This window comes from Gardnerella sp. DNF01204, assembly GCF_049244145.1.
Lineage (GTDB): Bacteria > Actinomycetota > Actinomycetes > Actinomycetales > Bifidobacteriaceae > Bifidobacterium > Bifidobacterium vaginale.
Window position 1 is genome coordinate 255,587 of the sequence record NZ_CP058379.1, and the last position, 24,570, is coordinate 280,156.

At 44.1% G+C, this 24,570-nt stretch carries 18 protein-coding genes and 2 tRNA genes; 18 read left to right on the forward strand and 2 right to left on the reverse strand.

The features are described from left to right. Positions 1-247: 247 nt before the first annotated feature. From HXT46_RS00945 to HXT46_RS01000, 12 genes are all read left to right on the forward strand, one after another. Entirely contained in the window at positions 248-3,655 is a 3,408-nt protein-coding gene (locus HXT46_RS00945) for an Rne/Rng family ribonuclease (RefSeq protein WP_421786092.1), read from the forward strand. Positions 3,656-3,836: 181 nt separating this feature from the next. Further along, positions 3,837-4,145, forward strand: a complete 309-nt coding sequence (gene rplU / locus HXT46_RS00950; protein WP_004111933.1) for a 50S ribosomal protein L21 — start codon at positions 3,837-3,839, stop codon at positions 4,143-4,145. Positions 4,146-4,178: 33 nt separating this feature from the next. Beyond that, a complete protein-coding gene (gene rpmA / locus HXT46_RS00955) occupies positions 4,179-4,430 on the forward strand; it encodes a 50S ribosomal protein L27 (RefSeq protein WP_004106248.1) in 252 nt (83 codons plus the stop codon). Between the two features lie 94 nt (positions 4,431-4,524). Continuing rightward, a complete protein-coding gene (gene obgE, locus HXT46_RS00960; RefSeq protein WP_421786094.1) occupies positions 4,525-6,189 on the forward strand; it encodes a GTPase ObgE in 1,665 nt (554 codons plus the stop codon). Next, complete coding sequence (gene proB / locus HXT46_RS00965) at positions 6,190-7,335, forward strand: glutamate 5-kinase (protein ID WP_014554788.1); 1,146 nt, start codon at positions 6,190-6,192, stop codon at positions 7,333-7,335. Between the two features lie 469 nt (positions 7,336-7,804). Beyond that, entirely contained in the window at positions 7,805-9,067 is a 1,263-nt protein-coding gene (locus tag HXT46_RS00970) for a pyridoxal phosphate-dependent aminotransferase (protein WP_246979340.1), read from the forward strand. 164 nt (positions 9,068-9,231) lie between these two features. Then, positions 9,232-9,307, forward strand: a tRNA-Trp gene (locus tag HXT46_RS00975). 38 nt (positions 9,308-9,345) lie between these two features. Next, on the forward strand, positions 9,346-9,561 hold the full coding sequence (gene secE / locus HXT46_RS00980) for a preprotein translocase subunit SecE (protein ID WP_004111941.1): 216 nt from the start codon (positions 9,346-9,348) through the stop codon (positions 9,559-9,561). Positions 9,562-9,589: 28 nt separating this feature from the next. Continuing rightward, on the forward strand, positions 9,590-10,444 hold the full coding sequence (nusG, locus tag HXT46_RS00985) for a transcription termination/antitermination protein NusG (protein WP_421786097.1): 855 nt from the start codon (positions 9,590-9,592) through the stop codon (positions 10,442-10,444). A gap of 479 nt (positions 10,445-10,923) precedes the next feature. Beyond that, complete coding sequence (locus tag HXT46_RS00990; protein ID WP_009994437.1) at positions 10,924-12,333, forward strand: metallophosphoesterase; 1,410 nt, start codon at positions 10,924-10,926, stop codon at positions 12,331-12,333. An 88-nt stretch (positions 12,334-12,421) separates the two neighbouring features. Next, positions 12,422-13,780: a UDP-N-acetylglucosamine 1-carboxyvinyltransferase gene (gene murA / locus HXT46_RS00995; protein WP_004111949.1), complete on the forward strand. Its 1,359-nt coding sequence runs from the start codon at positions 12,422-12,424 to the stop codon at positions 13,778-13,780. 175 nt (positions 13,781-13,955) lie between these two features. Further along, on the forward strand, positions 13,956-15,935 hold the full coding sequence (locus HXT46_RS01000; protein WP_421786099.1) for a serine/threonine protein kinase: 1,980 nt from the start codon (positions 13,956-13,958) through the stop codon (positions 15,933-15,935). 311 nt (positions 15,936-16,246) lie between these two features. Here the strand turns inward: HXT46_RS01000 and HXT46_RS01005 are convergent. Further along, a tRNA-Ala gene (locus tag HXT46_RS01005) sits at positions 16,247-16,319 on the reverse strand. A gap of 163 nt (positions 16,320-16,482) precedes the next feature. After that, positions 16,483-17,130, reverse strand: a complete 648-nt coding sequence (locus HXT46_RS01010; RefSeq protein ID WP_004111953.1) for a hypothetical protein — start codon at positions 17,128-17,130, stop codon at positions 16,483-16,485. A 375-nt stretch (positions 17,131-17,505) separates the two neighbouring features. Between HXT46_RS01010 and HXT46_RS01015 the strand changes: the two genes are divergently transcribed. The 6 genes from HXT46_RS01015 to HXT46_RS01040 all read left to right on the forward strand — a co-directional run bounded on the left by HXT46_RS01015 (position 17,506) and on the right by HXT46_RS01040 (position 24,487). Continuing rightward, entirely contained in the window at positions 17,506-18,186 is a 681-nt protein-coding gene (locus HXT46_RS01015; RefSeq protein ID WP_004124207.1) for a DedA family protein, read from the forward strand. A gap of 145 nt (positions 18,187-18,331) precedes the next feature. Beyond that, complete coding sequence (rpsO, locus tag HXT46_RS01020) at positions 18,332-18,601, forward strand: 30S ribosomal protein S15 (RefSeq protein WP_004111957.1); 270 nt, start codon at positions 18,332-18,334, stop codon at positions 18,599-18,601. A gap of 434 nt (positions 18,602-19,035) precedes the next feature. After that, positions 19,036-21,780, forward strand: coding sequence for a polyribonucleotide nucleotidyltransferase (locus HXT46_RS01025; protein WP_004115946.1), 2,745 nt, complete (start codon positions 19,036-19,038; stop codon positions 21,778-21,780). 126 nt (positions 21,781-21,906) lie between these two features. Continuing rightward, positions 21,907-22,764: an aldo/keto reductase gene (locus HXT46_RS01030; RefSeq protein ID WP_421786102.1), complete on the forward strand. Its 858-nt coding sequence runs from the start codon at positions 21,907-21,909 to the stop codon at positions 22,762-22,764. Positions 22,765-22,818: 54 nt separating this feature from the next. After that, positions 22,819-23,784 (forward strand): polyphenol oxidase family protein, encoded by a 966-nt coding sequence (locus tag HXT46_RS01035; RefSeq protein WP_421786104.1) that lies wholly within the window; start codon positions 22,819-22,821, stop codon positions 23,782-23,784. A gap of 31 nt (positions 23,785-23,815) precedes the next feature. Beyond that, positions 23,816-24,487 carry a pyroglutamyl-peptidase I gene (locus tag HXT46_RS01040; RefSeq protein WP_285064657.1) on the forward strand — a complete coding sequence of 224 codons (672 nt, stop codon included), beginning with the start codon at positions 23,816-23,818 and terminating at the stop codon, positions 24,485-24,487. Positions 24,488-24,570 lie beyond the last annotated feature (83 nt).

Below are 24,570 nucleotides of genomic sequence, written 5' to 3' on the forward strand. Positions count from 1 at the left end.
GCAATATGGCATACTAGAAAACGGTGGCGCTGCAAGCCGCCAGAGCATTCGACGGCGTCGATCCCCTCACGTGATTTTCACGCATGATTTTGGGCGAGGCTGGTGTCCGCTGTCGTGCAGCTAGACTTTATTGATAGCCTTAGGGGTGGCTCGCATAAGCGTGTGCATTCTTCAGGCTAAGAGCGCGAAACTATTGCAGAGTTTCGCTAGGAGCATAGTGCCCAGAGTAACACGAGAAGGCTTCACCGTGCCCGAAGCCAATAATGATAAAAATGAAGATAAAAATCTTTCATTCGTAGCAGCAAATTCAAGCGCGAACGAATCTACTAACGCAGCTGACGAGCAAAGATCAGCAGCTGCTTCAACTGTTACATCACCCGTTACAGCAGGTGTTGTCAATGTGGTTTCAGGTTCGCAAGACGCAGCGTCAAGCACAAGACGCAGGCGTGCTGGAAGACGCGTTGTAAGAGTTGCAGGAGCAGCTGGCGAATCGATGAAACTACACGTACAAGGCGGAAACGATTACGATACACGCTCTGAGGAAACTGAATCTGAAAGTGTTGTTGAGCACCAAACTCCTGTAAGGCCGATAACATCGCTACTTTTTCAGGAGCCTGTTTTACCTCATCGTTTGCCTGAAAACAATAGTCGTATGCGCGATTTAGATTACGACGATGATGCAAATGAAAGCGATAGAGAAAACAGTCGAGATGATTTAGACAAAGACAATAGTCGCAGTTCACGAAAGTTGCGTAAAACGCGTTCTGGCAGGAATGACAGGAAGAATCGCAATGAAGACGAGGATTTAAGTAGAGTACGTAGTCGCAAAAATCGCAATAATCGTAACAATTTTGACGATAACTATGATTCTGAATCTGACGATGATACACGTGTTATTCGTGTGCGTTCTAGAGTAAATCGTGCAGATCGCACAGATCGATCCAATCGTGCAAATCCTGAAGATTTAAACGAAATTGATAATAGAAGCGATAGCAGAATAAGTAGAAATAATCGAGATTATCTAGATAAGGATAGCTTGGATAAGTCTAATTTTGATAAAGCTAACCTTGACAAAGATAATGGTGACAAATATAGCGAGAATAACAATAATGGTCGTAAGAATCGTGACAATCAGGATAATTACGATGATCAAAATCATAGAAAGTCACGCAAGAATCGCAGACTAAACGCTGCCGAAAGACGCGCCGCCGCAGAAGTCGAGCAAATAGAAGAAGACCTTGAATACGACGACATAGTTTATTCTCCAATCGATGATGTAATTGACGAAAGAATTGAAAATAGTGTTGAGTCAGATAATGATGTAGATTCTGAATCAACCCGCAAGTATACAAAAACTTCTGATTTAGAAAATAATGATGATGAAGACGGAGAAATGATAACCCGTCGTCGCCGTCGTCGCAGACCGTCTCGCGCAGATAAGGAAGATAGGACAGATAAGTCTGATAGATCAAGCCGTAGAACAACATCCGACCTATCTTCGGATGATTCTTCATACGCCGACGATTATGACATAAACGAAATAGAAGTTTCTCAAGAAGACCGCGATTTAATTCCAGATCCAGACGAGTTGCGATCTCAAGATGACGAGGAAGTGTACACTCGTCGTCGCCGTCGTCGCAGGTCGAAATCTTCTGACGATTCGTCTCAAAGTTCCTCAAGTTCGCAAAGTTCGCAAAATTCACAAAGCACACAATCGCGTTTTGTGTCAATAGACTCCGATTCATCTAGTCGAAGATCTAGAAAACAGCAGTATATTGATGAGATTACGGATATTGAAGGTTCTACGCGACTTGAAGCCAAAAAGCAGCGTCGTCGTGACAATCGCAGGGAGCGTAATCGCCAAAACTTGCTTATGGAGCAAGACTTTTTGGCAAGGCGTGAAAACGTTGACCGACTTATGGTTGTGCGTGAACGCGATCGTCACACGCAAATTTCTGTAATCGAAGACAATATTCTTGTAGAACACTATGTTTCTGATATTCAAGAAGTTGCAACAGTAGGAAACATTTACCTTGGTCGTGTACAAAATGTGCTGCCAAGCATGGAGGCCGCATTCGTAGACATTGGTCAGGCTAGAAACGGCGTGCTTTACGCTGGCGAAGTCAACTGGGATACAACCCGATTAGAAGGACAGCCGCGAAGAATGGAGCTTGCGTTTAAGGCAGGAGACCCTGTTTTAGTGCAGGTTACTAAAGACCCTATAGGCCATAAGGGTGCGCGACTAACATCTCAAGTAACGCTTGCTGGTAGGTTCCTTGTGCTTGTTCCGTCTGGAGCTATGACGGGCGTAAGTCGCAAGCTATCCGACCGTGAACGCAGCCGACTTCGCGCAATCGTAAGCAAAATCGCGCCTAAAGACATGGGCATAATCATTAGAACCGCCGCAGATGGTGCTAGTGAAGATGCGATTGAAAAAGACCTTGAATCGCTTGTAAAACAGTGGGAACGAATCGAAGCGAAGCGAGAAGAGTTCTTGCATGGCAAGCGTCCAAAGCTTTTGCAAGGCGAGCCAGATGTGGCTATTCGTGTTGTTCGAGACATATTTAACGATGACTTCCAAAAGATGATTGTGGAAGGCAAGGGCGCGTATGACCGCATTTGTGAATACTTGGAGATGATGGCTCCTGATTTGCGCAGCAAGATTGAGTATTGGGATCCTGCTGAGCATGAAGGCAAAGACGTGTTCGACAAGTGGCAAATCGACAGCCAGCTTAGAAAGGGCATGGAGCGCCAGGTTTATCTTCCTGCAGGCGGTTCGATTGTTATTGACCGAACGGAGGCAATGACAACGATTGACGTGAATACGGGTCGTTTTATTGGTCGCGGTAAGTCTTTGGAAGAGACTGTGACTCGCTGCAATTTGGAAGCTTCCGAGGAGATTGCGCGTCAGCTGCGACTTCGCGATATTGGCGGCATGGTTATGATTGATTACGTTGACATGGTTATGCCAGCGAACCGCGATCTTGTTTTGCGCCGTCTTGTTGAGTGTCTTGCGCGCGACCGCACAAAGCATCAGGTTGCGGAGGTTACATCTCTTGGTCTTGTCCAAATGACTCGTAAGCGCGTTGGACAGGGTTTGGTCGAGGCGTTTTCGGAGGAGTGCCCGACTTGCAAGGGTCGTGGGTTTATTCTTCACGACGAGCCGACTGTGTCTTCGGAGTATGCGGATCCTTACGCGCTTAAGGGCGGTGATCCGTTTATTAAAACCAATAAGCATGGTCATGGAAGTATTGCGGACCCTATGCCTGTGGTTAAGCAGGAGTCCAGTGCGGATGTTCGCGCCAAATTAGCGCGTATTGCTGCCGCTGCAGCGTCGTCGGCTTTCTTGGAGGAGTCTTTGCGTAAAAGTGACGAAAAAGACGGTAACGATAATAAAGACGATAACAATAATGATGTGAATGCTGTAGCTGCAGATGACGTTGCTAATAATGGCGATGCAGGTGATAGTGTTGTTGACAGTGTTGACAGTGTTGATGAATCTTCGGTTGCTGGCGACTTTTCTGCAGTAGATGCGAGTAATGAATCTGCAGAAATCAGTGAAGAATCGCAGGTAGTCGGGAAAATTGAGGAATCTGATGATTCGCAAGAATCTCAAGAATCCACAGAAAGCTCTCAAGAATCTAGTGAAAACTAAAAAATAGACGCAAAGTATACGGCTCGAGTACAATAATGTCTATTGCTTATTTCGACTTTATGAATTAAGACTTGACGTTAGTACAGGGGTCGGTGTAATTTTGATAGTCGGTGTCTTGCCGCAGGTTCAACGCTGCGCGTGAGGCAATAGTAAAGCTTTCAATTTAGCTAAGGAACGAATTATGTACGCGATTGTGAAGGCCGGTGGCCATCAAGAGAAGGTTGAGGTTGGAGACGCCATCCTCGTAAACCGTCTCGATGCAAAGAAGGGCGATACCGTGGAATTCCCGGTCGCGCTCGTTGTTGACGGTGCTAAGGTGACCTTAAGCGCTAAGGATCTTGCAAAGATCACAGTTAAGGCAGAAGTTCTTAACGACGAAGCTAAGGGTCCAAAGATTAGCATTATGAAGTATAAGAACAAGACTGGCGTGGCTCGCCGCAAGGGTCATCGTCAGAAGTTGACTCTCGTCAAGATCACGGCCATCGCCTGATTGACGGTGTTATAAACCTGAAAGGACAGCAAGATGGCACATAAGAAGGGTGCGTCTAGCTCGCGCAACGGTCGCGACTCACAGGCGCAATATCTTGGCGTTAAGAAGTTCGGTGGAGAAGCTGTTGTGGCTGGAAACATTATTGTTCGCCAGCGCGGCACCAAGTTCCACGCAGGACAGAACGTTGCTTTGGGCAAGGATCACACGCTGTACGCTTTGGTGGACGGCAATGTGAAGTTTGGCATTCGTCGCGATCGTAAGGTTGTAGACGTAGTTACCGCCTGAGTAACTCATTAATCTTATAGCCGCACCCCGTTCGGTGCGGCTTTTTTGTTTTTGCAAATCTGGCGAGTATTGAGCATCAAGTAAGGTAAAAGTTATGAGCGATTTTGTAGATCGAGTAACGGTACACGTTAAAGGCGGCGACGGCGGCAACGGATCCGCAGGCGTGCGCAGAGAAAAATACAAGCCACTTGCAGGTCCAAATGGCGGAAATGGCGGAAATGGCGGAAGCGTTATATTCGTAGCCGATCGCAACGCTAACAGCCTACTCGACTACCGATTCATGCCACATCGCGTAGCGCAGAGTGGCACAATGGGTTTAGGTGATACAAAGGACGGCTCCAAAGGAGAAGACCTTATGTTGCCAGTGCCAGTCGGAACCGTAATTTTTGAGGCGAAGGGTGCATCGGGCGCGCAAAAAAAGCCAGGCAACGTTTTGGCTGATTTGCAACATGTAGGCGACACATTCGTAGTCGCAGCAGGAGGTGCTGGAGGCCTTGGAAACGCCGCTCTTGCCAATAAAACTCGCCGCGCTCCAGGTTTTGCACTACTAGGCGAACCTGGCGAAGAACGAGACGTAATCCTAGAACTAAAGTCGATAGCAGACGTCGCGCTAGTGGGCTTCCCGTCTGCAGGAAAGTCAAGTCTTGTAGCTTCAATCAGCGCTGCAAAACCAAAAATCGCAGATTATCCGTTTACAACGCTTGTTCCAAACCTTGGTGTGGTCAGCTTTGGTGAATACCGCTACACAATCGCAGACGTGCCAGGATTGATCCCAGGAGCTTCCGAAGGAAAAGGGCTTGGGCTAGAATTTTTGCGCCACATTGAGCGCACGGAAATAATCGCCCACGTAATCGACTGCGCAACGCTTGAACCCAATCGCGATCCAATCAGCGATTATAAGGCTTTGGAACACGAGCTTTCGCAATACGCAAACAAGTTGGATTTGCCGCTTGGAGCGATTCCGATTCCAGAGCGTCCGCGAATTATTGTGCTAAACAAGATTGATGTGCCAGAGGCAAAAGAGTTGGCAGAATTTGTGCGAAGCGACTTTGAAAAAATGGGCTTTCCAGTTTTTGAGATTTCTACTGCGTCTCACGAAGGCTTGAAAGAGCTTGGTTTTGCGCTTGGAAAGATGGTGGCTAGTATGCGCGAAAAGCTTGCTGAGCAAGAGGCAGCGCGAGAAGAAGAGCGAGTTGTTATTCAGCCGCTTGAACAGCCAGCATTGAGACGACGCAGAGATGATGGCCGCGGAAGTGCTAGCGACTTTACAATCGAGCGCGAAGAAGACAAAAATGGCGACTTCTGGTTTACTGTTACGGGCGCTAAGCCAGAGCGTTGGGTTGTGCAAACAAACTTCGACAACGACGAGGCAGTTGGCTATTTGGCGGATCGCTTAGCAAAACTTGGTGTAGAAGACGAGTTGCGCAAGAAGGGTGCACGTCCAGGAGACGAGATTAGGATTGGTCGCGGAAACCGCATGGTTTGCTTCGACTGGGATTCAAGCATTGCAGCAGGTGCGGAAGGTTTGGACGGCGCTAGCTTGGGCGCGCGTGGAAAAGACTTGCGACTTGAAGCAAATGACCCTAGAGGTGCAAGACGCACGAATGCGGAGCGCAGACGCGATTATCACATGATGATGGATGCAAAGAGCGCTGTGAGAGATGCGATGATGGCGGAGAGAAAGCAAGGTCATTGGGCAGATCCATCGGTAGATGACGACAAACACGATGAGCAGAGTTTATTTGGACGTGGTGAGTAAATGATTAATAAGGCAGTTGAGCCTACCGAAGATGAGATTCGGCGTTCAATTAGCAATGCGAACACAATAGTCGTAAAAGTTGGCTCTAGCTCGCTTACAGACTTATCTGGTCATTTAGACGTGCAAAAATTACGTGCTCTTGTTACGGCTATTAGCCGTGCTCAAATGTCTGGAGCTAATGTAGTTTTAGTATCTTCTGGTGCTATCGCAGCGGGATTTGGACTACTTGGTTTTAATGAACGTCCTAAAGATGTGCCTACTCAGCAAGCAACAGCATCAGTTGGACAAGGCTTGCTCATGTACCAATATGAGTCAGCATTTGCGGAATTCGGCATAAGAGTAGGGCAAATGCTACTAACGGCAGACGTTACTATAAGTCCTTCGCGTTACCGTAATGCCCAACGCACAATGCTTAGGCTGCTGGAATTAGGCGTTGTGCCAATCGTAAACGAAAACGACGCTCTGTCTAGCAACGAAATACGTTTTGGTGATAACGATAGGCTTGCGGCGCTTGTGGCGAACATTGTGCGAGCAGATGCGCTGGTTCTTTTAACAGATGTTGACGCGCTTTACACGGCTCCGCCTAGCGAACCAGATGCTAAGCGGATTGGTTTTGTTCCCGATGTTACGCGCGCGTTAGATGATGTTAAAGTTGGCTCCAGCATTTCGGGTGTAGGCACAGGCGGAATGATAACCAAAATGGATGCAGCGCACGTTGCTGCTGTTTCTGGAATCCCAACGCTTTTGACATGTGCTAGTAACGCGGAGGGCGCACTATCGGGGAAAGCAGTTGGAACCGTGTTCGCGCCACTAAATTCGCGCGCGTCTTCCAGAAGACTTTGGATTGGTTTTGCGTCTAATCCGCATGGCTCGATTATTGTAGATTCTGGTGCAGCTGCAGCCGTTCGAGGAGGGAAAGCAAGCCTGCTGGCTGCTGGAATCGTAGGGGTTGCTGGCGACTTTTCTGCAAGCGATCCAGTGTGGATTGATGACGAGCATGGCAATCATTTAGCCAAAGGGCTAGTTGCATTTGATTCAGATGAGATACCGCAGGTAATGGGGCTTACAACAGATGATTTAGAGGCGACTTTGGGGCGGCAATACGCGCATCCTGTGGTGCATCGCGACAATCTTGTGCTTTTATAATCTTCTACTTGCTAATCGATTTGCATGTGCGCTTAAAGCTTCGCAAAGTGAGGTGGAGATTCGAGATTTTTCGCCCTGAATGAGATGAACCTCAGCATCTTTGATGGTGATTCATCGAATGAAGAAGAAAAATCGAGAATCTCGGTGATTAAGTGGTACGCAATTGTTAAGACTTGTAAGAGGGATGGGTGATTCTTGGTCGAACAATATAAGAGCGGCAGCCGATACCAAATAATCCAATGAGTCACCACTACAAACAAACTTCAACCCAAAAACAAAATCAAAACCAAAACGGAACAACCGCAACAACAAGCAACGCGTAAGAGGCAGAGCGTTGTGAGACAAGAATTAGCCAGCCCTCGCGCAACACCAAACAAGGAAATGCCTCGATTCGCCCGCGTTTGTTTCCCAAATTGCAAAATATGGGAACAAAATCGGGAAATAACGTGTAATGGTTACACTGTAGAGTATGGCAGAAAATATCGCAGCAAATACGGCAGCAAACGCATCAAACTCTCAATGGCGCTCTATGAGCAATCGCATTAACAAAGTGGCACCGAGTGCAACGCTTGCTGTAGATGGCAAAGCAAAAGCAATGAAAGCCGCAGGAATCGACGTTATTAGCTTCGGCGCAGGCGAACCTGATTTTCCAACGCCGCTCTACATTGTTGAAGCCGCAGCCGCCGCATGCAAAGACCCAAAAAACTACAAGTACACGGCTACGGCTGGTCTTCCAGAGCTTCGCGAGGCGATTGCGCGCAAAGTCAAGCGCGATTCTGGCTACGATGTTTCCCTAAATCAAGTTGTTGTAACGAATGGCGGCAAACAAGCTGTTTACGAAGCATGCCAGATTTTGTTAAACGATGGCGATGAAGTTATAATCCCAGCGCCATATTGGACAAGCTACCCAGAGGCAGTAAAACTTGCAGGTGGTGTGCCTGTGCCTGTTATGTCTGGCGCGGATCGCGGTTTTGAGCCAGATATTGAGGCGATTGAGGCGGCTCGTACCCCACGCACGCGTGCGATTATTGTAACTTCGCCTTCTAATCCAACAGGCGCTATTTGGAGCGCACAAACGATTCGCGCGATTGGCGAATGGGCTGTAAAACACCATATTTGGGTGCTTTCCGACGAGATTTACGAGCACTTGCATTACGACGGCGTAAAAACGTCGTATATTGGCGTAGAAGTGCCAGAAGTGCGCGACCAGCTGCTTGTTTTGAACGGTGTTGCTAAAACGTACGCAATGCCAGGTTGGCGTGTTGGCTGGATGGTTGCGCCGCTTGATGTCGCAAAAGCTGCGATTAAGCTTCAAAGCCACATGACGTCTAACGTTTCCAATATTTCACAGCGCGCAGCCCTTGCAGCGGTTGGTGGACCCTTAGATGAAGTTGCAAAAATGCGCGATTCCTTCGACGCTCGTCGCAAGGCGATTGTGCAAGCGTTAAACAGCATGCAAGGCGTGACTTGTCCTCTTTCGCACGGCGCTTTCTACGCGTTTGCAAACGTTGAGGCACTGCTTGAGTGCCCGATGGGCAAGGATTCTAAGATTCCAGGCACGTCGTCCATACTCGCGCAAATGCTACTTGATGAAGCGCATGTTGCCGCTGTTCCTGGAGAGGCTTTTGGTGCGCCTGGCCACTTGCGATTCTCGTGTGCTTTAGCAGACAGTCAGCTTGCCGAAGGTATGAGGCGTATGAAGCAGTGGATTGAAAGCGGAAGCGCGTTTTAAAGTCGCCAGCGCGTTGTTTACGCGCGCAAAAGTCGCCAGCAACCGCGCGTTTAGCGACACTCGCTAATCATAATAAAACCCTTAAATCTTGCCCTTCCGCTAACATATCTACTTGGCGGTTTTGCCAAGTCAATCTTTTTAAGGTATGATTAGCAAGTTCACCTAGGGATGTGGCGCAATTGGTAGCGCAACGGTCTCCAAAACCGTAGGTTGTGGGTTCGAGTCCCGCCGTCCCTGCCAGTTTTATTGTTAACAATTTTCAAACGAAGGATTCAAGCATGGCCAAGGCAAAAGAGAAGAAGCCGAATTTGTTCATGCGTATTGGCATGTTCATTAAGCAAACTATTGACGAGACTCGCAAAGTCGTTGCTCCTCACGGCAAGGAATTGTTTGCTTGGTCAGCTTCCGTGTTTATTTTTGTTATTTTCTTGATGGTTTTCGTCACTGTTATGGACTTCGGTTTGGGTAAGTCTGTTATGTGGCTGTTTGGCTGATTTCAACGAATTTTGAGGGTGTGCGAATATGACTGACGAGTTGAATCTCGAAAATGTTGATTCTGTGAATGATCTTGCGGATTTTGACGCAGCTGATATTTCGGTTGATGCTGCAAATGTTGAGAACGCAGATGCTGCAGATACTGTTGTCGTAGAAGATGCTTCTGAAAATAGTGAAAACGTAGCTGGTGAGACCGAGTCTCCTGCTGAGCCTGCTGAAACGGTTGCTGGCGATTCTTCCGCTTCGCAAGAAGTTGATGCTACAGATGCTGGTGCTGCCGCTGTTGCGGAATTCTCTAAGACTTTGCGCACTCTTGAAGGCAAGTGGTACGTTCTTCACACCTACTCTGGCTACGAGAAGCGCGTTAAAACTAACGTTGAATCTCGTGTACAAAGCTTTGGTTTGGAAGACAAGATTTTCCAGATTGAAGTGCCAATGGAAGAGGTTGAAAAGCACACTGACAAGGGTAAGAAGGTTATTACCCGCGTTCGCGTTCCAGGTTATGTGCTTATTCGTATGTGGCCAGATGAGAATGCTCGTCGTATTGTGCGCGAAACTGAAGGCGTTACTGGTTTTGTTGGCCCATCTAAGGAGCCTGCTCCTCTTAGCCGTAAGGAAGTTATCGATATGATGGCTCCTATGATTGCGTCTGAGGCTTTGAAGAAGGCTGGAGATAAGCCTGCTGCGGCTCGTAAGCGTACCGTTGAGGTGGCTTACAAGGTTGGCGATCAGGTTACAGTTACCGATGGTCCATTTGCGACTATGGCTGCCGTGGTGTCGGATGTGGATCCTACAACGCAGAAGCTTACGGTTCTTGTTTCTATCTTTGGTCGCGAAACTCCTGTGGAGCTTGGATTTAACCAGGTAGAGCCTATTGTTTGATTTTTAATGCGCGTTTTGTGATTGTTGCGCGTATCTGATTTTATCAGTGCATAAGTCGGGGTGTGGTGTTTGCTGCATCCCGACTTTTGTTTTGCTTTGTTTTTTTGGGGGGGGATAATCCGTAATTTTGTAATGTAATTTTTTATAATGTAATCAAAAACCCCGAGCTATTAACCCGGGGTTATGAAAGAGAAGAGAAGAAGAGAGGTTCAGTTATTAGTTCTTGCAAATCATTCGTTATGTTGATTTGCTTTTTCCTTGATGTCTCTATAATAGGCATCCTTTACTTAAGACAAAGATGTTATTGCCTGTGAATTACCTGAAAATCTTGTAAAAAATCTCTACGTTTCGCCATTTTTGTGTATATTTCTTTATTTTTCTGTAGTTCGAGTGCAGTCTTAATAATTTCGCGTTAAATTCTTTGAATTTTGTTAAATCTTTTGTTGATACTGTTCTCTGATGTGCCGTATGCTTGAATCATGTCAGAAATTGCAGAATCTACGAATAGCGATGAGTCTAAAGTTTTACCCACTTCTGAATCGGCTAATTCTTCTGAATCGGCTAATTTGCCGATGTCTATTTCTGCACGATTAGGTAAATTGCAATTCCATCTTTCTGGCAAATTTCGTGTTTTGCAGTTTGCAGATGTTCAGGATGCTCCAAAAATTAGCAAAGATACAATTAGGCTTATAGAGTCCGCTTGTGATGCTGTTAAGCCAGATATTGTGATTTTTACGGGTAATCAAATTGCTGGATATGTTAAAGATTTTGCGGATACATTTGTACGCAGACGCTGGTCTTCGGAGGCTTTCGACTCTTCCTCAGGACGATTTTCTGATAATTACTCGCCTAAGGATGAGTCGTATGCAGAAAAACTAGATGCAACGCGAAAAAAAGTTATTGAGCACATTAAGCGTATGGTGCAGCCTTTGGAAGATCGTTCAATTCCATGGGCGCTGACTTACGGAAACCATGATTTTCAATGTGGGTTAAGCAATGAAGAATTGGATTCTTTGTATCAAGAGTTTAAGGGTTGCATGAACCGTTCTTCGCAAAACAAGTCGAATAATTATGATTCTTCTAGTTGCAATGTTGCAGCTTTGCAATCCACTAAATGCATATTGCCAAATCAAATCATTTTTCCTTGTGAAGCTGGTACGTTTGCGCTTCCAGTTATGGATGTGAATCAGGAAAATGTTGTATTTTCATTAGTTTTGGTTAATTCTGGAGACTATGAGAAGAGTGGAGGTTATGGGAAACCTTCGGATAAGGCACTTGATTTTTTGAGAAATTTGCCAAAGTTATCGCCTCCAAAATTCTGTGTTTTCCAGCATTTTCCTCTTCCTCAATACTATGGTTTAATGCGTGAAGTTTCTAAAGATTATGCGTCTCAGGAACATGCGATCGAGGGGTACAGGCGTTTTGCTGGGAGATATTATGCTTTAGACGATAATCGCGTTTTGCCAGATGGTTATCTTGGAGAAGGTGTGAGTTGCCCAGATAAAGACAGTGGGGAATATGATATTTTGCAAAAGATTGGCACTTTCGCTTTCTGCGCAGGGCATGATCACAGAAACGCGTTTGCTGGACGTTGTAAAGATTCGGATATGCTACTTATGTCTACTGCAACGTGTGGTTTTGGATCTTATGGGCCAGCTGCATCTAAATGTGGTGCAAGACTTATCGAATTTGACATACGTCACCCATACGAGCCTAGAACGCAAATGCTTGAATTTGGTGATTTAGTTGGAAAACCTTCGTCTAAAAAGGCGTATACTTATGGTCTAAACGCGGATTGCGATCACGATTTGCCAGAAGTAGATTTATTGCAAAAACCTTCGCTTTTTGCAAGGCTATTGAGAAGATGGCGGTCTCGCGCAGCAAAGTAGCTTGGTTAATGCTCGAATTGGTATGTGTTATTGGCACGCATGTCGGTATTATAGTGATTAGTTTTAGTTGCAAACGAAAGAGGTAAATGTGTCTGCGCATAATACGGCTGAACAGAACGAAAGTGGCATTGACGCTGCAGACGTTTTGCATGTAGAAGGTGGCAAGCCGCTTAACGGAGCTATTAAAGTTCGTGGTGCAAAAAACTTTGTTAGTAAAGCAATGGTTGCAGCTTTGCTTGCTCCTGGGAAATCCGTGTTAAAGAATGTTCCAGAAATCAGAGATGTTCACGTTGTTTCTGATTTGCTGCGTTTGCATGGAGTAAACGTAGATGTCGATGGTGCTGCAGGCGTTGTTAGTATTGACGCAAGCAATGTTCAGCTTGCTGATGTTGCAGACGTAGATACATTATCAGGATCTTCTAGAATACCGATTCTCTTCTCTGGTCCGCTTCTTCACAGACTTGGTGAGGCTTTTATCCCAGCTTTAGGTGGGTGCAATATTGGAGGGCGTCCAATAGATTTCCATCTTGAAACTTTGCGTAAACTTGGTGCGAATGTAGATAAAGATCATGAGGATGGTATTCATATTACTGCTCCTAACGGTTTGCATGGCACTAAAATTCATCTACCTTATCCATCGGTTGGTGCCACTGAGCAAACTCTTCTTGCAGCCGTGCTTGCAGAAGGTAAAACAGAGCTTTCGGGTGCTGCAATTGAGCCAGAAATTATGGATTTGGTGGCTGTTTTGCAAAAAATGGGCGCTATTATTTCTGTAGACGTTGATCGAACATTTAGGATTGAGGGCGTTGATAAGCTTCAAGGCTATAATCATACGGCTTTAACAGATAGGATTGAGGCGGCATCTTGGGCTTCGGCGGCGCTCGCAACTCATGGTGACGTGTTTATTAAAGGGGCTACTCAGCCAGAGATGATGACCTTCTTAAACGTGTTCCGTAAAGTTGGTGGTCAGTTTGACGTTACGGATAACGGTATTCGATTCTGGCATCCGGGTGGTGATTTGCATCCTGTTGCTATTGAAACCGATGTCCATCCTGGTTTTATGACTGATTGGCAGCAGCCTCTTGTTGTTGCTTTAACTCAAGCTAAAGGTTTGAGTATTGTTCACGAAACTGTTTATGAGAATCGTTTTGGGTTTACAAAACCACTTGTTCAAATGGGCGCTATGATTCAGTTGTATCGCGAGTGCTTAGGTTCTCTTCCTTGCCGATTCCAGCAGCGAAATTACAAGCATTCTGCTGTGATTTTTGGTCCGACGCCTCTTACTGGTCAAGATATTGATGTTCCTGATTTGCGAGGCGGTTTTAGTCATCTTATTGCGGCTCTTGCAGCTAAGGGTCCATCTAACGTTAAGGGTATTTCGCTTATTGACCGTGGTTATGCAGATTTCCGCGGTAAGTTGACTGCTCTTGGCGCGGATATTGATTGAGCAATTTGAGTAATTTGGGCGATTTGAGCAATGTGGATAACTTTTCCCTTATTTTTCTAGGGTTTTGATGGCTTTGGTACACATTGTTCTATAAGTATTTTCAATACGCAAATTAGTCTATAAAGTTTGCAGCACAGGATTATTGTCATTTTGATTTTATGAAAGTGCGGCAAATATGGTTTGTGTGGGCGGAAGATATCAGATTCTCGGAAAACTTGGAGCTGGAGGAACATCTACTGTTTATCTTGCGGTAGATAATGTTCTTCATAAGCAGTGGGCTATAAAAGAAACTGCTACTGATTTTGATGACGATAAAAAAGCCTTGATTTTGCAGTCTTTGCGCGCAGAAGTTGAGGTTTTAAATCATTGCAATCATCCTTCTATACCTAGAATTGTTGATTTTTTTGAGGAGAATGGCAGAGCATACGCTGTTCGCGACTATGTTGACGGATTTTCTTTAAAATCAATGATTTTACAAGAAGGTGTTATGAGTCCTGCCGAAGTGTGTAATTTAGGTATACGATTGTGTGGCTTATTGCAATATCTTCATTCACTTAATCCTTCTATTGTTTATTGTGATTTAAAACCATCTAACATTATGCTTTGTGCGGATTCAAAAGTTTATTTAATTGACTTTGGATCTGCATTAGAAATTAAAAATAAAGATGGTGTGTTGGTGCAACCAAGCAGATTTAAACAAGATGCGCGTTTTGCTACTCGTGGATTTGCTGCTCCAGAACTTTTTAAGCCTGAATCCAAAATAGGCGTTTTTACTGATGTGTATTCTCTTGGTGCTACATTGTGGTTTGCTCTTACGGGTAAATGTTTTTCTGATAATAAGACTATAGACTCAGAAAACTCAGAGCATTATGATGCTACAAAGCACTTTACTAACTTCGACTTAGCTGATGGTGGTTTTGCTAACGATCTTCAAGCTGTTTTAATGCGCGCCATGTTAGAAAATCCTTTGGAGCGTTATGCGGATTGTAAAGAATTTGCTCAGTCGTTAGAGGATTGCTTAGAAAATTATTTAGGAGACAATTTAGATTCTGGCGTAGAGGGTATAGAAAATATCAGGTCGCGTGTAAATCATTATAAGAATAATCGTCGTGATAAACGTAAGAGTAGTCGTAGGAGTATGCGTAAAAATACTCATAAAAATAGTGGTAGGAATAGTTATCGAAATATTGTAATCAAAATTATTTGCTGCATACTGATGGTTGTTGTTGGCTGCTTTTTGATAGGAACATCATTGCATTCTTTAACATCAAATAGTCAAATAAGTAGTCGAAAAAATGATTATGTGCAACTGACTCGTAACAATGATGAAAAAAGAAACAAGAATGCTATAGAGAAAATAAGTGATGTTGAAAAATATAAAAACTACATGAGAACAGCGGCAAAATCAGTGGATTCTAAGCAGGTGATTCAAAATGTTAATCAAGCCATGCGATTGCAAATAAAACTTTTTAATGCCAATATTCAGCCGCTTTCCATTCAACCAATACTCAGACTTTTAGTGCATCAAATTGAAGATTTTCGGTGGACTCTTGATGAAAGAGAAGATTTTACAGCGTTGATTAATGAGTATAAAAACACGCTTAAAAAATCTGAAGATTGGTATGAACTGTGCTTATCTGTGGGTAAAGCATATTGGTATTATAGCGTTGAAAATGGGGAAGAAGTTAGTGATTCAAATAGAAAAACTCGCATAACAGCAGCATCTGAATGGTTTAAAGAAGCGTTAAAAGGTGTTAAATCAAAAGACTATGAGTTGGCATCAATGTATTATTCGATTGGAAGTGAGTATTTAAGCTTTGCATCTTATGCGGAAGGAAAATCCAAGCCGCAAAATGTTGATTATATTACGAAGTTGCATAATTTTATTGAAAATGCTAAGAAAAATCAGAACGAGATTGTAAAAATAGATGCGTGTGAACTTGTTTTTAATTCGCTAAAATCGTGGATTAGTTTATTTAAGTCTTATGCTGTTAGTCAAGATAGTATTGAAAATATTTTTGACGACGCGTTAGATTTAGCGCGATCTATAAAGTCGCAAAATAAAAACGTTGACAATAGAGTTAAGCAAATAATGAGCCAAGCAGATCCGTTAATTGATTCAATTGAAAATATATTTGACAATGGCGATATTTGATGTTTAAGGATTCACTAGGTGCGGTGGAGATTCGAGATTTTTTGCAGCGGATGAAGCGAACCTCAGCATGAAATGGTGATTCGCTGAAGAAGCAAGAAAAATCGAGAATCTCGGTGATGAAAGATACGCAAAAGTTTTAGATATTCAGAAGGTTTGATGTATTTCTATACGAGCAATAAAAGAGGAGCGTAGCGACGGGACTTGCGAGGAGAGAAATACTCAAACTTCGCGCAACAGCAAACAAGGAATCGCGCAATAGTAAGTAAGAAAAGAAAAAGCCCACTGCGGTGGAATGAATGCAGTGGGCTTAGTGGAGCTAATGGTAATCGAAACCACGACCTCTTCGATGCGAACGAAGCGCTCTACCAACTGAGCTATAGCCCCATTGTTCTACAACAACTCTGCACACTGTACTACAAGGTGCGTAAAAGTACAATGCTAAACCGGTATGGAGTGTTGCAAAAAACGTTTAAATATCAATAATAATGCGCCTAATACTTATTTGTATTTTCATATAGTGCACACATTTAGTATGCATATGTGGAAGCTACATTGCTGTCATAAATCCGCCAAAAATCACCACAAGAATCGCTAAGACTTCAATAGTATAGAACATTATAAATGATGCCCAGCTGCAAGTCAGCACATTTAAGCGTGATGTTTTAGGCACTATTACAAGTAGTCCTACGAATAAAACAGCGTATACAGCAACGCCAAATCCTGCAGATATTATTCCAAGGTTTGCTGCATTAGCTAGTCCAGCTGCAGACCCATAAACGACGTATGTTGAGTACCAAAAGCTTAGTCTTAGCAAGCATAAGCCGCTTATAAATTGTTCAATCGTTAGAAAAATAACGAATAAAAATCTCCACAGCCATTTTTTAGACTCTATTAATGCCATTGCTAGTGTTGTAGCTGTTGCAACGGTTGTAACCCATGCTATAAACACAACGCCTTGTGGTGTTAAACCAGAATAATGTTGAACAACCCATGAAGTGTGTTGTACTGCTAATGTTCTACCTATCCAATATGGAATGACTATTGCTGCTAGAAGCACTGCAAAGTAGAGTATCCAGCGTTTAGGATTAGAGTGACGTTTGGAAATATCTGCTATCGATAGCTCAGATTCCAATTCGTTAGGTGATTCAAGTGTTTTATCTGCGTTAGCATCAGTGTTTGCTTTACGCTGATCCATCTTTTGCCACTCTCCTTTAAACGCGTTAAACACTTTAAAGCTAGATCAAATTTGTAATATCAAATTCTCAATGACTACATTACCAGCAAAATAAAATATACGCGAAAAACGCCTGATTATCTGTAAAAATCTCGAATCGTTAGCTGGTTATCAGTCTGTTAATCAGCCTCGTTAATCGTTAGTCTGTGTTGCGTGTGCACGGTAAGTGCGCTAGCGTTCTTGGTTTTGTAGTCAAATATCGGTTTTAAGGAAACAAAGTCGGGATTCAAATCGTAATCTTATAATCTAAAGCGTGCAATATAATTGTTAATCCGCGCAAAATGCGTGCCGAGAAAATGCAACACGGTACTACAAAACAGGATTTTAGGTATTCTTATGGGATTTATTCATTTTATTCTTAATCTTCTTAAAGACCCGCGTTCAGCTATAGCTGGTTGGATTGCTATGGGTACAGCTCCTGCTTTGGGATTAATATTCTTAATCATTTTTATTGAAACAGGCGTTGTGTTTTTCCCATTTTTGCCTGGAGATTCTTTGCTTTTTGCAGCAGGATTCTTTGCCGCTCCAGATTCGCAAACTGGTAAAAGTTCTCTTCCGCTTATGCTTTTGCTAGCGGTTGTGTGGATAGCACCTATTGTTGGCGACCAGTGCAATTATTTCATCGGACACTTTTTCGGTAGAAGAATTGTTGAATCTGGTAAAGTTAAGGCATTGACTCCAGAACGCGTTGCTAAAACAGAGAAGATGATTGATAAATGGGGTCCTCTTGCTGTGTTTTTAGGTAGGTTTTTCCCGTTTATACGAACTTTTATGCCTTTTATTTCGGGTATTTCTGGAATGCGTTGGACTCGTTTTACTCCTTTCTCGATTCTTGGTGGAGTGGTATGGTCGTCGCTTTTTACAATGCTCGGATATTTCTTCGGCAATATTCCTTTTGTTCAGAAGAATTTTGAGCTTGTTATAGTGGCGATTCTGCTGATTTCTCTTGTGCCAACATTTATTGGACTTTATAAAGCTCATGCTGCCAATAAAGCTAAGAAACGTTTGGAGAAGTAGGGTATTGGTAGAGTTAAGAGTATTCAATCGAATTAATCTTGTTAACACGTTGTTGTAGAATCAACATTTGGCGTGTAACGCCCGCGGATTGAGAGCGCTGCATCATAAGGTTGCAGCACCGCGCAGTGATATTAAGGAGGACGCCGTGGCATTGACGGCTGAAGATAAGAAGAGCATCATCAACGAATACGCGACACATGAGGGTGACACGGGTTCCCCGGAGGTCCAGGTTGCTTTGTTGAGCAAGCGCATTGCTGACCTTACTGATCACTTGAAGGAGCATAAGCATGATCACCACTCTCGTCGTGGTATGATGCTCATGATTGGTGATCGTCGTCGTCTTCTCGATTACTTGAAGCGTGTAGACATCAACCGTTATCGTTCTTTGATCGATCGACTCGGATTGCGTCGATAAGTCTTTTTTGCCCGGGCATAAGCTCGGGCTTTTATATTTTCATGATGAATATTTTCATTATGTATTTATCGGGTTTATCGGTTTTAGTGGGTTTGAAGTAGAATAGAAAAGCTTGAATTAAATCTATTAGTTTTAAACAGACTTATAGTGTCTAATTTGTAAAGTTATAGAAAAACTATAGAAAATATTGTAGAGACTTATATTTTTGGATTTTAGAATTTAGGATTCATAAGATTTATAACTGAAGATTTAGAAGCATAATTGAATATGGATGATTGAAGTAGCCGAAACAAAAAACACTACGAAAAGAAACATTGGCATATGCAAATTTGCAAATTCGCATGGATGTTAGAGGTAAACAAATAACAAAAGCGAAGTTGTCAATGTTATTACGCATGTTGGTTGATTAGGTAAGTTAAGAAAAGGAGGAACCCGTGGAGGGTCCCGAAATTAAGGCTGTAGAAGCCGTTATTGATAATGGTTCATTTGGAAAGCGTACTCTACGCTTTGAAACTGGTCGCCTTGCTCAGCAAGCAGACGGTGCTGTTGCCGCATATTTGGATGATGATTCCATGATTTTGTCTACGACGACTGCAGGATCTAGCCCAAAGGAAAATTACGACTTCTTCCCATTGACTGTTGATGTGGAAGAAAAAATGTATGCTGCTGGAAAGATTCCAGGATCTTTCTTCCGCAGAGAAGGACGCCCGTCAAATGAGGCAACACTTGCGTGCCGTATTATTGACCGCCCATTACGCCCATTGTTCCCACACACTTTGCGTAACGAAGTGCAGGTTGTGGAAACGATTTTGGCAATTAATCCAGATGATGCATACGATGTTATTGCTTTGAATGCTGCATCTGCATCTACTATGATTTCTGGATTGCCATTTGAAGGTCCAGTTTCCGGTGTGCGCTTGGCTTTGATTGATGGCCAGTGGGTTGCTTTCCCACGTTGGAGTGAGCGCGAGCGTGCAGTATTTGAGATTGTTGTTGCTGGTCGTGTTATTGAAAATGGCGATGTTGCTATTGCAATGATCGAAGCTGGTGCTGGTAAGAACGCTTGGAATTTGATTTACAATGAGGGTCAAATCAAGCCAGATGAAGAAGTTGTAGCTGGTGGTTTGGAAGCTGCAAAGCCGTTTATTAAGGTTATTTGCGACGCTCAGAACGAGTTGAAGCGTATTGCTGCTAAAGAAACCAAGGAATTCCAACTCTTCCCAGAGTACACTGACGAACTTTATGCAAGAATCGATGAGATTGCTCATGCTGATTTGAACGAGGCTCTTTCTATTGCTGAAAAGCTTCCACGCCAAGACCGTATTGCGGAGATTAAGGAAGGCGTGCGTGCTGCAATCGCCGAAGAGTTTACCGATATGGACGATGAGGAGAAGGAAAAGGAGCTTGGTAACGCCTTCAAGGAGTTGCAGCGCCAGATTGTTCGTCGTCGTATTTTGACGGAAGATTATCGTATTGATGGCCGCGGTTTGCGCGATATTCGTACTCTTAGTGCCGAAGTAGATATTGTTCCTCGCGTTCACGGTTCTGCGCTATTCCAGCGTGGTGAAACCCAGATTTTGGGCGTAACTACTTTGAACATGCTTAAGATGGAGCAGCAAGTGGATGCGCTTTCTGGTCCACAAACCAAGCGCTATATGCACAATTACGAAATGCCTCCATATTCCACTGGTGAAACTGGTCGCGTTGGATCCCCTAAGCGTCGCGAGATTGGTCACGGTGCTTTAGCAGAGAAGGCTTTGGTGCCGGTTTTGCCAAGTCGCGAAGAGTTCCCATACGCTATTCGTCAAGTCTCGGAAGCTATTGGTTCCAATGGTTCCACTTCTATGGGATCTGTTTGCGCGTCTACGCTTTCTTTGCTTGCAGCTGGTGTGCCTTTGAAGGCTCCAGTTGCTGGTATTGCTATGGGCTTAGTTTCGGGAGACGTAGATGGAAAGCATATCTTCAAGACTTTGACCGATATTCTCGGTGCAGAAGATGCTTTCGGAGATATGGACTTTAAGGTTGCTGGTACTTCCGAGTTCATCACTGCTTTGCAGCTTGATACTAAGCTTGATGGTATTCCAGCTGATATTTTGGCTGCCGCTTTGCAGCAGGCTCACGAAGCTCGTGCAACGATTCTTGAAGTTATTAACGAGTGCATTGATTGCCCAGCTGAGATGAGCCCATTTGCTCCACGCATTATCACAACTACGATTCCTGTAGATAAGATTGGTGAAGTAATCGGACCTAAGGGCAAGATGATTAACCAGATTCAAGAAGAAACTGGTGCCGAGATTGCCATTGAAGATGATGGTACTGTTTATATTTCTTCTGAAGGCGGCGAAGCTGCTCAGAAGGCGAAGGAAATCATCGACTCTATTGCAAATCCTCGTATTCCAAAAGCTGGTGAAACTTTCACTGGCAAGGTTGTTAAGACGACAAGCTTTGGTGCTTTCGTAAACTTGACTCCTGGAAGTGACGGATTGCTGCACATTTCTCAGATTCGTAACCTTGCTAATGGCGAGCGCATTGATACTGTTGAAGATGTGCTTAAGGAAGGCGATAACGTAGAAGTAATCGTACAAAGCGTGGATGAGCGCGGTAAGATTTCTTTGGCCATTCCAGGTTTTGAGAATCAGGAATCTTCTGCTCCAGCGCCTCGCGAAAACCGTGGTCGCGCTCCTCGCGAAGATCGTGATGATAGGGATGATCGCAGAAGCGATCGCCGACGCGCTCCGCGTGACGATAGGGATGATAGGGGCGATAGGGATGAGCGTCCTCGCCGCCGTAACGTTCGTGATGATCGCGATTCGCGTTATGACGATAGGAATGATCGAAACGATAGAAGCGATCGTTCTGACCGTTATGAGGATCGTTCTTCCAGAAGGGATGATCGCAGGGATAATCGTTACGATAACAACGATTTTGAAGATCGTCCTCGCCGACGCGCTCCACGTGAAGATCGTTATGATGATAGGGATGATCGCAGGGATAATCGTGATGATCGCCATGAAGATAGGTCTGCTCATCGCAATGCCGATCGTCGTGGAAACGACCGTAATCCACGTTACGCAGCTGATGACGATCACTATGATGAGTATCGCGCATCTCGCGAAGAGCGTTCTGAGCGCCCTCGTCGTAGGATCCGTCGCGATTTTGACCCATTTGACGAGGATTAATCTTAAGTCAAATAGATGAACGCACAAAAGCGTAGTCGCATAAAATAAAAATAATTCTAAATGCCTTCAAGTAGCTTTTGCACTTGGGGGCATTTTAAAACGGCTTAAAATAAGGGAAATACTATTATGGATCGCACTTTAGGGTCATTTAAAACCACTGCTATTGGTTTTGGTGAAATGCCATTGACGATTGAAAACAATCTTGGACACGATATGGGTATTGAAACTATTCATGCAGCTCTTGATGCAGGCTGCACTCATATCGATACAGCATGGGCATACTATTGTTCTGGCGGCGAGGAACAAACTGGCGAAAAGCTTGTTCGCGAGGCTTTAGAAAGTTGGAAAGGCGACAAGTCTTCTATTTTAGTTGCAACAAAAGTCGGACACTTCCGCAACTTTACAGATGGAAAGCCAACATGGGGTAAAGATGGTAAGCCAGAGCATTTGATTGCTCACGCTAAAGAGTCAGCAATGGCTCTTGGCGTAGATACGATTGATTTGCTTTACTTCCACAGGCCAGATCCAGAAGTTCCATACAACGAGTCGATTGAAGCAATGCAACAGTTGCTCGATGAAGGAGTTGCGCGCGAAATTGGCATTTCTAACGCATCTGTTGAGCAGATTGACATTGCGCGCGGGATTCTGGGAGAAAAGCTTGTTGCTGTACAAAACCAGTATTCGCCAGTGCATTTAGAAAACGAAGACACGTTGCAGTATTGCAAGAAGCTTGGGATTGCGTTTATTTGCTGGAGTCCTCTTGGAGGGTTCCGTCACCCATATGACGAGCATCTTTTTGACCCATTCCGCAAAGTGGCAGATGCTCATAAAGTTAGCTATCAGCAGGTTGTTTTGGCTTGGGAGCTTGCTAAGGGAAATAACGTTTTTGTTATTCCAGGCGCTCATAGACCAGCTACAATATTAGATAGTCTAAAAGCTGCGGATTTGCAGTTAAGCGATGAAGAATTAGCTTATTTGGGCTAACTTTTACGGCAAATAACTTGTTACGGCAAATAAAACAAAACGAAAGCGAATAATATGCAGGAAACTAGCGTAGCAGGAATGCCACTTGCTCACGAAGACGAGCATGGGTTGCCAATTCCAGTGACAATTCCAGTGCCATTGGGATCGCGTGCTCACGTCGTTTTTACGACACGATTAGGTGGCATTTCCGAAGGTGATTTTGCGTCGCTTAACCTAGGTGGCAAAGCTGGCGACGATGCTAAAGCTGTGTTTAGCAACCGTTGTGCTTTGCAAAATACTCTTAAAGCCGACTTGTGTCTTGTTAGCCAAGTGCATGGAAATAGCGTGTTTGATGCAGATTCAATAGTTGATTCGTGGAACACTCCGTATGGTTTTGATGCAACAGGTTTTGCAGATTCAAAAGTGCGAATTGAGGCTGATGCTCAAGTTTCAACAGCATGCTCACTCGCTTTAGGAATGTTTGCTGCAGATTGCCTACCAGTTTTACTTGCCGATAGTGAATCTGGAGTAATAGCTGCAGCGCATTGCGGACGAAAAGGCTTAATGTCTGGAGTACTTGATTCTACTATTGAAGCAATGTGTGAAAAAGGAGCCGAACGCTCGAATATAACAGCTGTTCTTGGACCATGTATTTGTGGCGATTGCTATGAAGTTGGCGAAGAAATAGCTAGCGACTTTGAACGCAGATATCCACAAACTGTAACACAAACGCGTTTTGGTGGAGTGGGAATTGATATTGCTGAAGCTGCCCGCATTGATTTAGCTATGGCAGGAGTTGCAAACGTTGTTGACGCTTTACCGCGAGTTACAGCCGCAACTCAATATTTGGCAGAAGACGAAGAATTGAGTACAGTTTGCGATGTTGATTGCGAAGGTGGAACGCTGAAAAGTCGCCTTCAGGCGTTGCAAAACCCAATGTGCACGTTGGAAAATCCACTCTGGTATTCTCATAGACGCGCAGGTCTTGCTGGAAAATCACATGAAGGACGATTGCTTGCGCTTATAGTCAAAGATAAGTAAAAAGCAAAGCTATTCGTAGAAAGCTATTGTTATGAAGCAAATTAACGTAGTTATTTCAGGATTTGGACCATATGTTGATCTTAGCGTAAACCCGTCTTACGAAGTGCCATTGGCTTTAGAACAATATTCAAGTCAGGAGCTTGATCTTCCAGAAGATGTTAGCGTAAATATCAAGTCTGTAATGCTGCCGATTAGCTTTGCAAACGCATGGCCTCAGCTTTTAGAAACGATTAATGCGCAAAATGCGGATATTGTAATTGCAACAGGAGTAAAACATACTGCTCGCGGAGTGCAATTAGAACGGTGCGCCACAAATATTATGGACGCAACTAAACCAGACGTAGATAACCACACTCCACAAAGTGTGCAAATTGTTGAAAATGGACCATCTGCGTATTGGACTAGGTTGCCATTGCGAATGATTCTAAACGATTTTGCTCACGACGCAATAGCGTCAACACTAAGCTCGGATGCAGGAACATACGTTTGCAACTCACTGTTTTATAGGCTATTAAATTGGGCGTCCAATAATTCTAAAAAGCAGATAATTGCAGGATTTGTAAGTTTTCCTCCAGTAGTTGCAACTCATGACGCTAGGCATGGGCTGCCGTTAGATTCGCAAATAAAAGCTGGTCAAAACATAATTCGTGAAGCCGTAAAATACTATATGAAACCTTCATCTTTAAGCATATTGCTCGAGTAGTTCGCTCGACACGCCCGAGTGTTTTTGCGTCTAAAGTGATAGCGTTATTGCTGATGGAGTGTGCACGATAAGTTAGTGAATCG

Bases quoted from the DNA above. Each gene is read 5' to 3' on its own strand.
- rplU (WP_004111933.1), top strand. From the start codon at position 3,837: ATGTACGCGATTGTGAAGGCCGGTGGCCATCAAGAGAAGGTTGAGGTT.
- rpmA (WP_004106248.1), top strand. From the start codon at position 4,179: ATGGCACATAAGAAGGGTGCGTCTAGCTCGCGCAACGGTCGCGACTCA.
- obgE (WP_421786094.1), top strand. From the start codon at position 4,525: ATGAGCGATTTTGTAGATCGAGTAACGGTACACGTTAAAGGCGGCGAC.
- proB (WP_014554788.1), top strand. From the start codon at position 6,190: ATGATTAATAAGGCAGTTGAGCCTACCGAAGATGAGATTCGGCGTTCA.
- HXT46_RS00970 (WP_246979340.1), top strand. From the start codon at position 7,805: ATGGCAGAAAATATCGCAGCAAATACGGCAGCAAACGCATCAAACTCT.
- secE (WP_004111941.1), top strand. From the start codon at position 9,346: ATGGCCAAGGCAAAAGAGAAGAAGCCGAATTTGTTCATGCGTATTGGC.
- nusG (WP_421786097.1), top strand. From the start codon at position 9,590: ATGACTGACGAGTTGAATCTCGAAAATGTTGATTCTGTGAATGATCTT.
- HXT46_RS00990 (WP_009994437.1), top strand. From the start codon at position 10,924: ATGTCAGAAATTGCAGAATCTACGAATAGCGATGAGTCTAAAGTTTTA.
- HXT46_RS01000 (WP_421786099.1), top strand. From the start codon at position 13,956: ATGGTTTGTGTGGGCGGAAGATATCAGATTCTCGGAAAACTTGGAGCT.
- HXT46_RS01010 (WP_004111953.1), bottom strand. From the start codon at position 17,130: ATGGATCAGCGTAAAGCAAACACTGATGCTAACGCAGATAAAACACTT.
- HXT46_RS01015 (WP_004124207.1), top strand. From the start codon at position 17,506: ATGGGATTTATTCATTTTATTCTTAATCTTCTTAAAGACCCGCGTTCA.
- HXT46_RS01030 (WP_421786102.1), top strand. From the start codon at position 21,907: ATGGATCGCACTTTAGGGTCATTTAAAACCACTGCTATTGGTTTTGGT.
- HXT46_RS01035 (WP_421786104.1), top strand. From the start codon at position 22,819: ATGCAGGAAACTAGCGTAGCAGGAATGCCACTTGCTCACGAAGACGAG.
- HXT46_RS01040 (WP_285064657.1), top strand. From the start codon at position 23,816: ATGAAGCAAATTAACGTAGTTATTTCAGGATTTGGACCATATGTTGAT.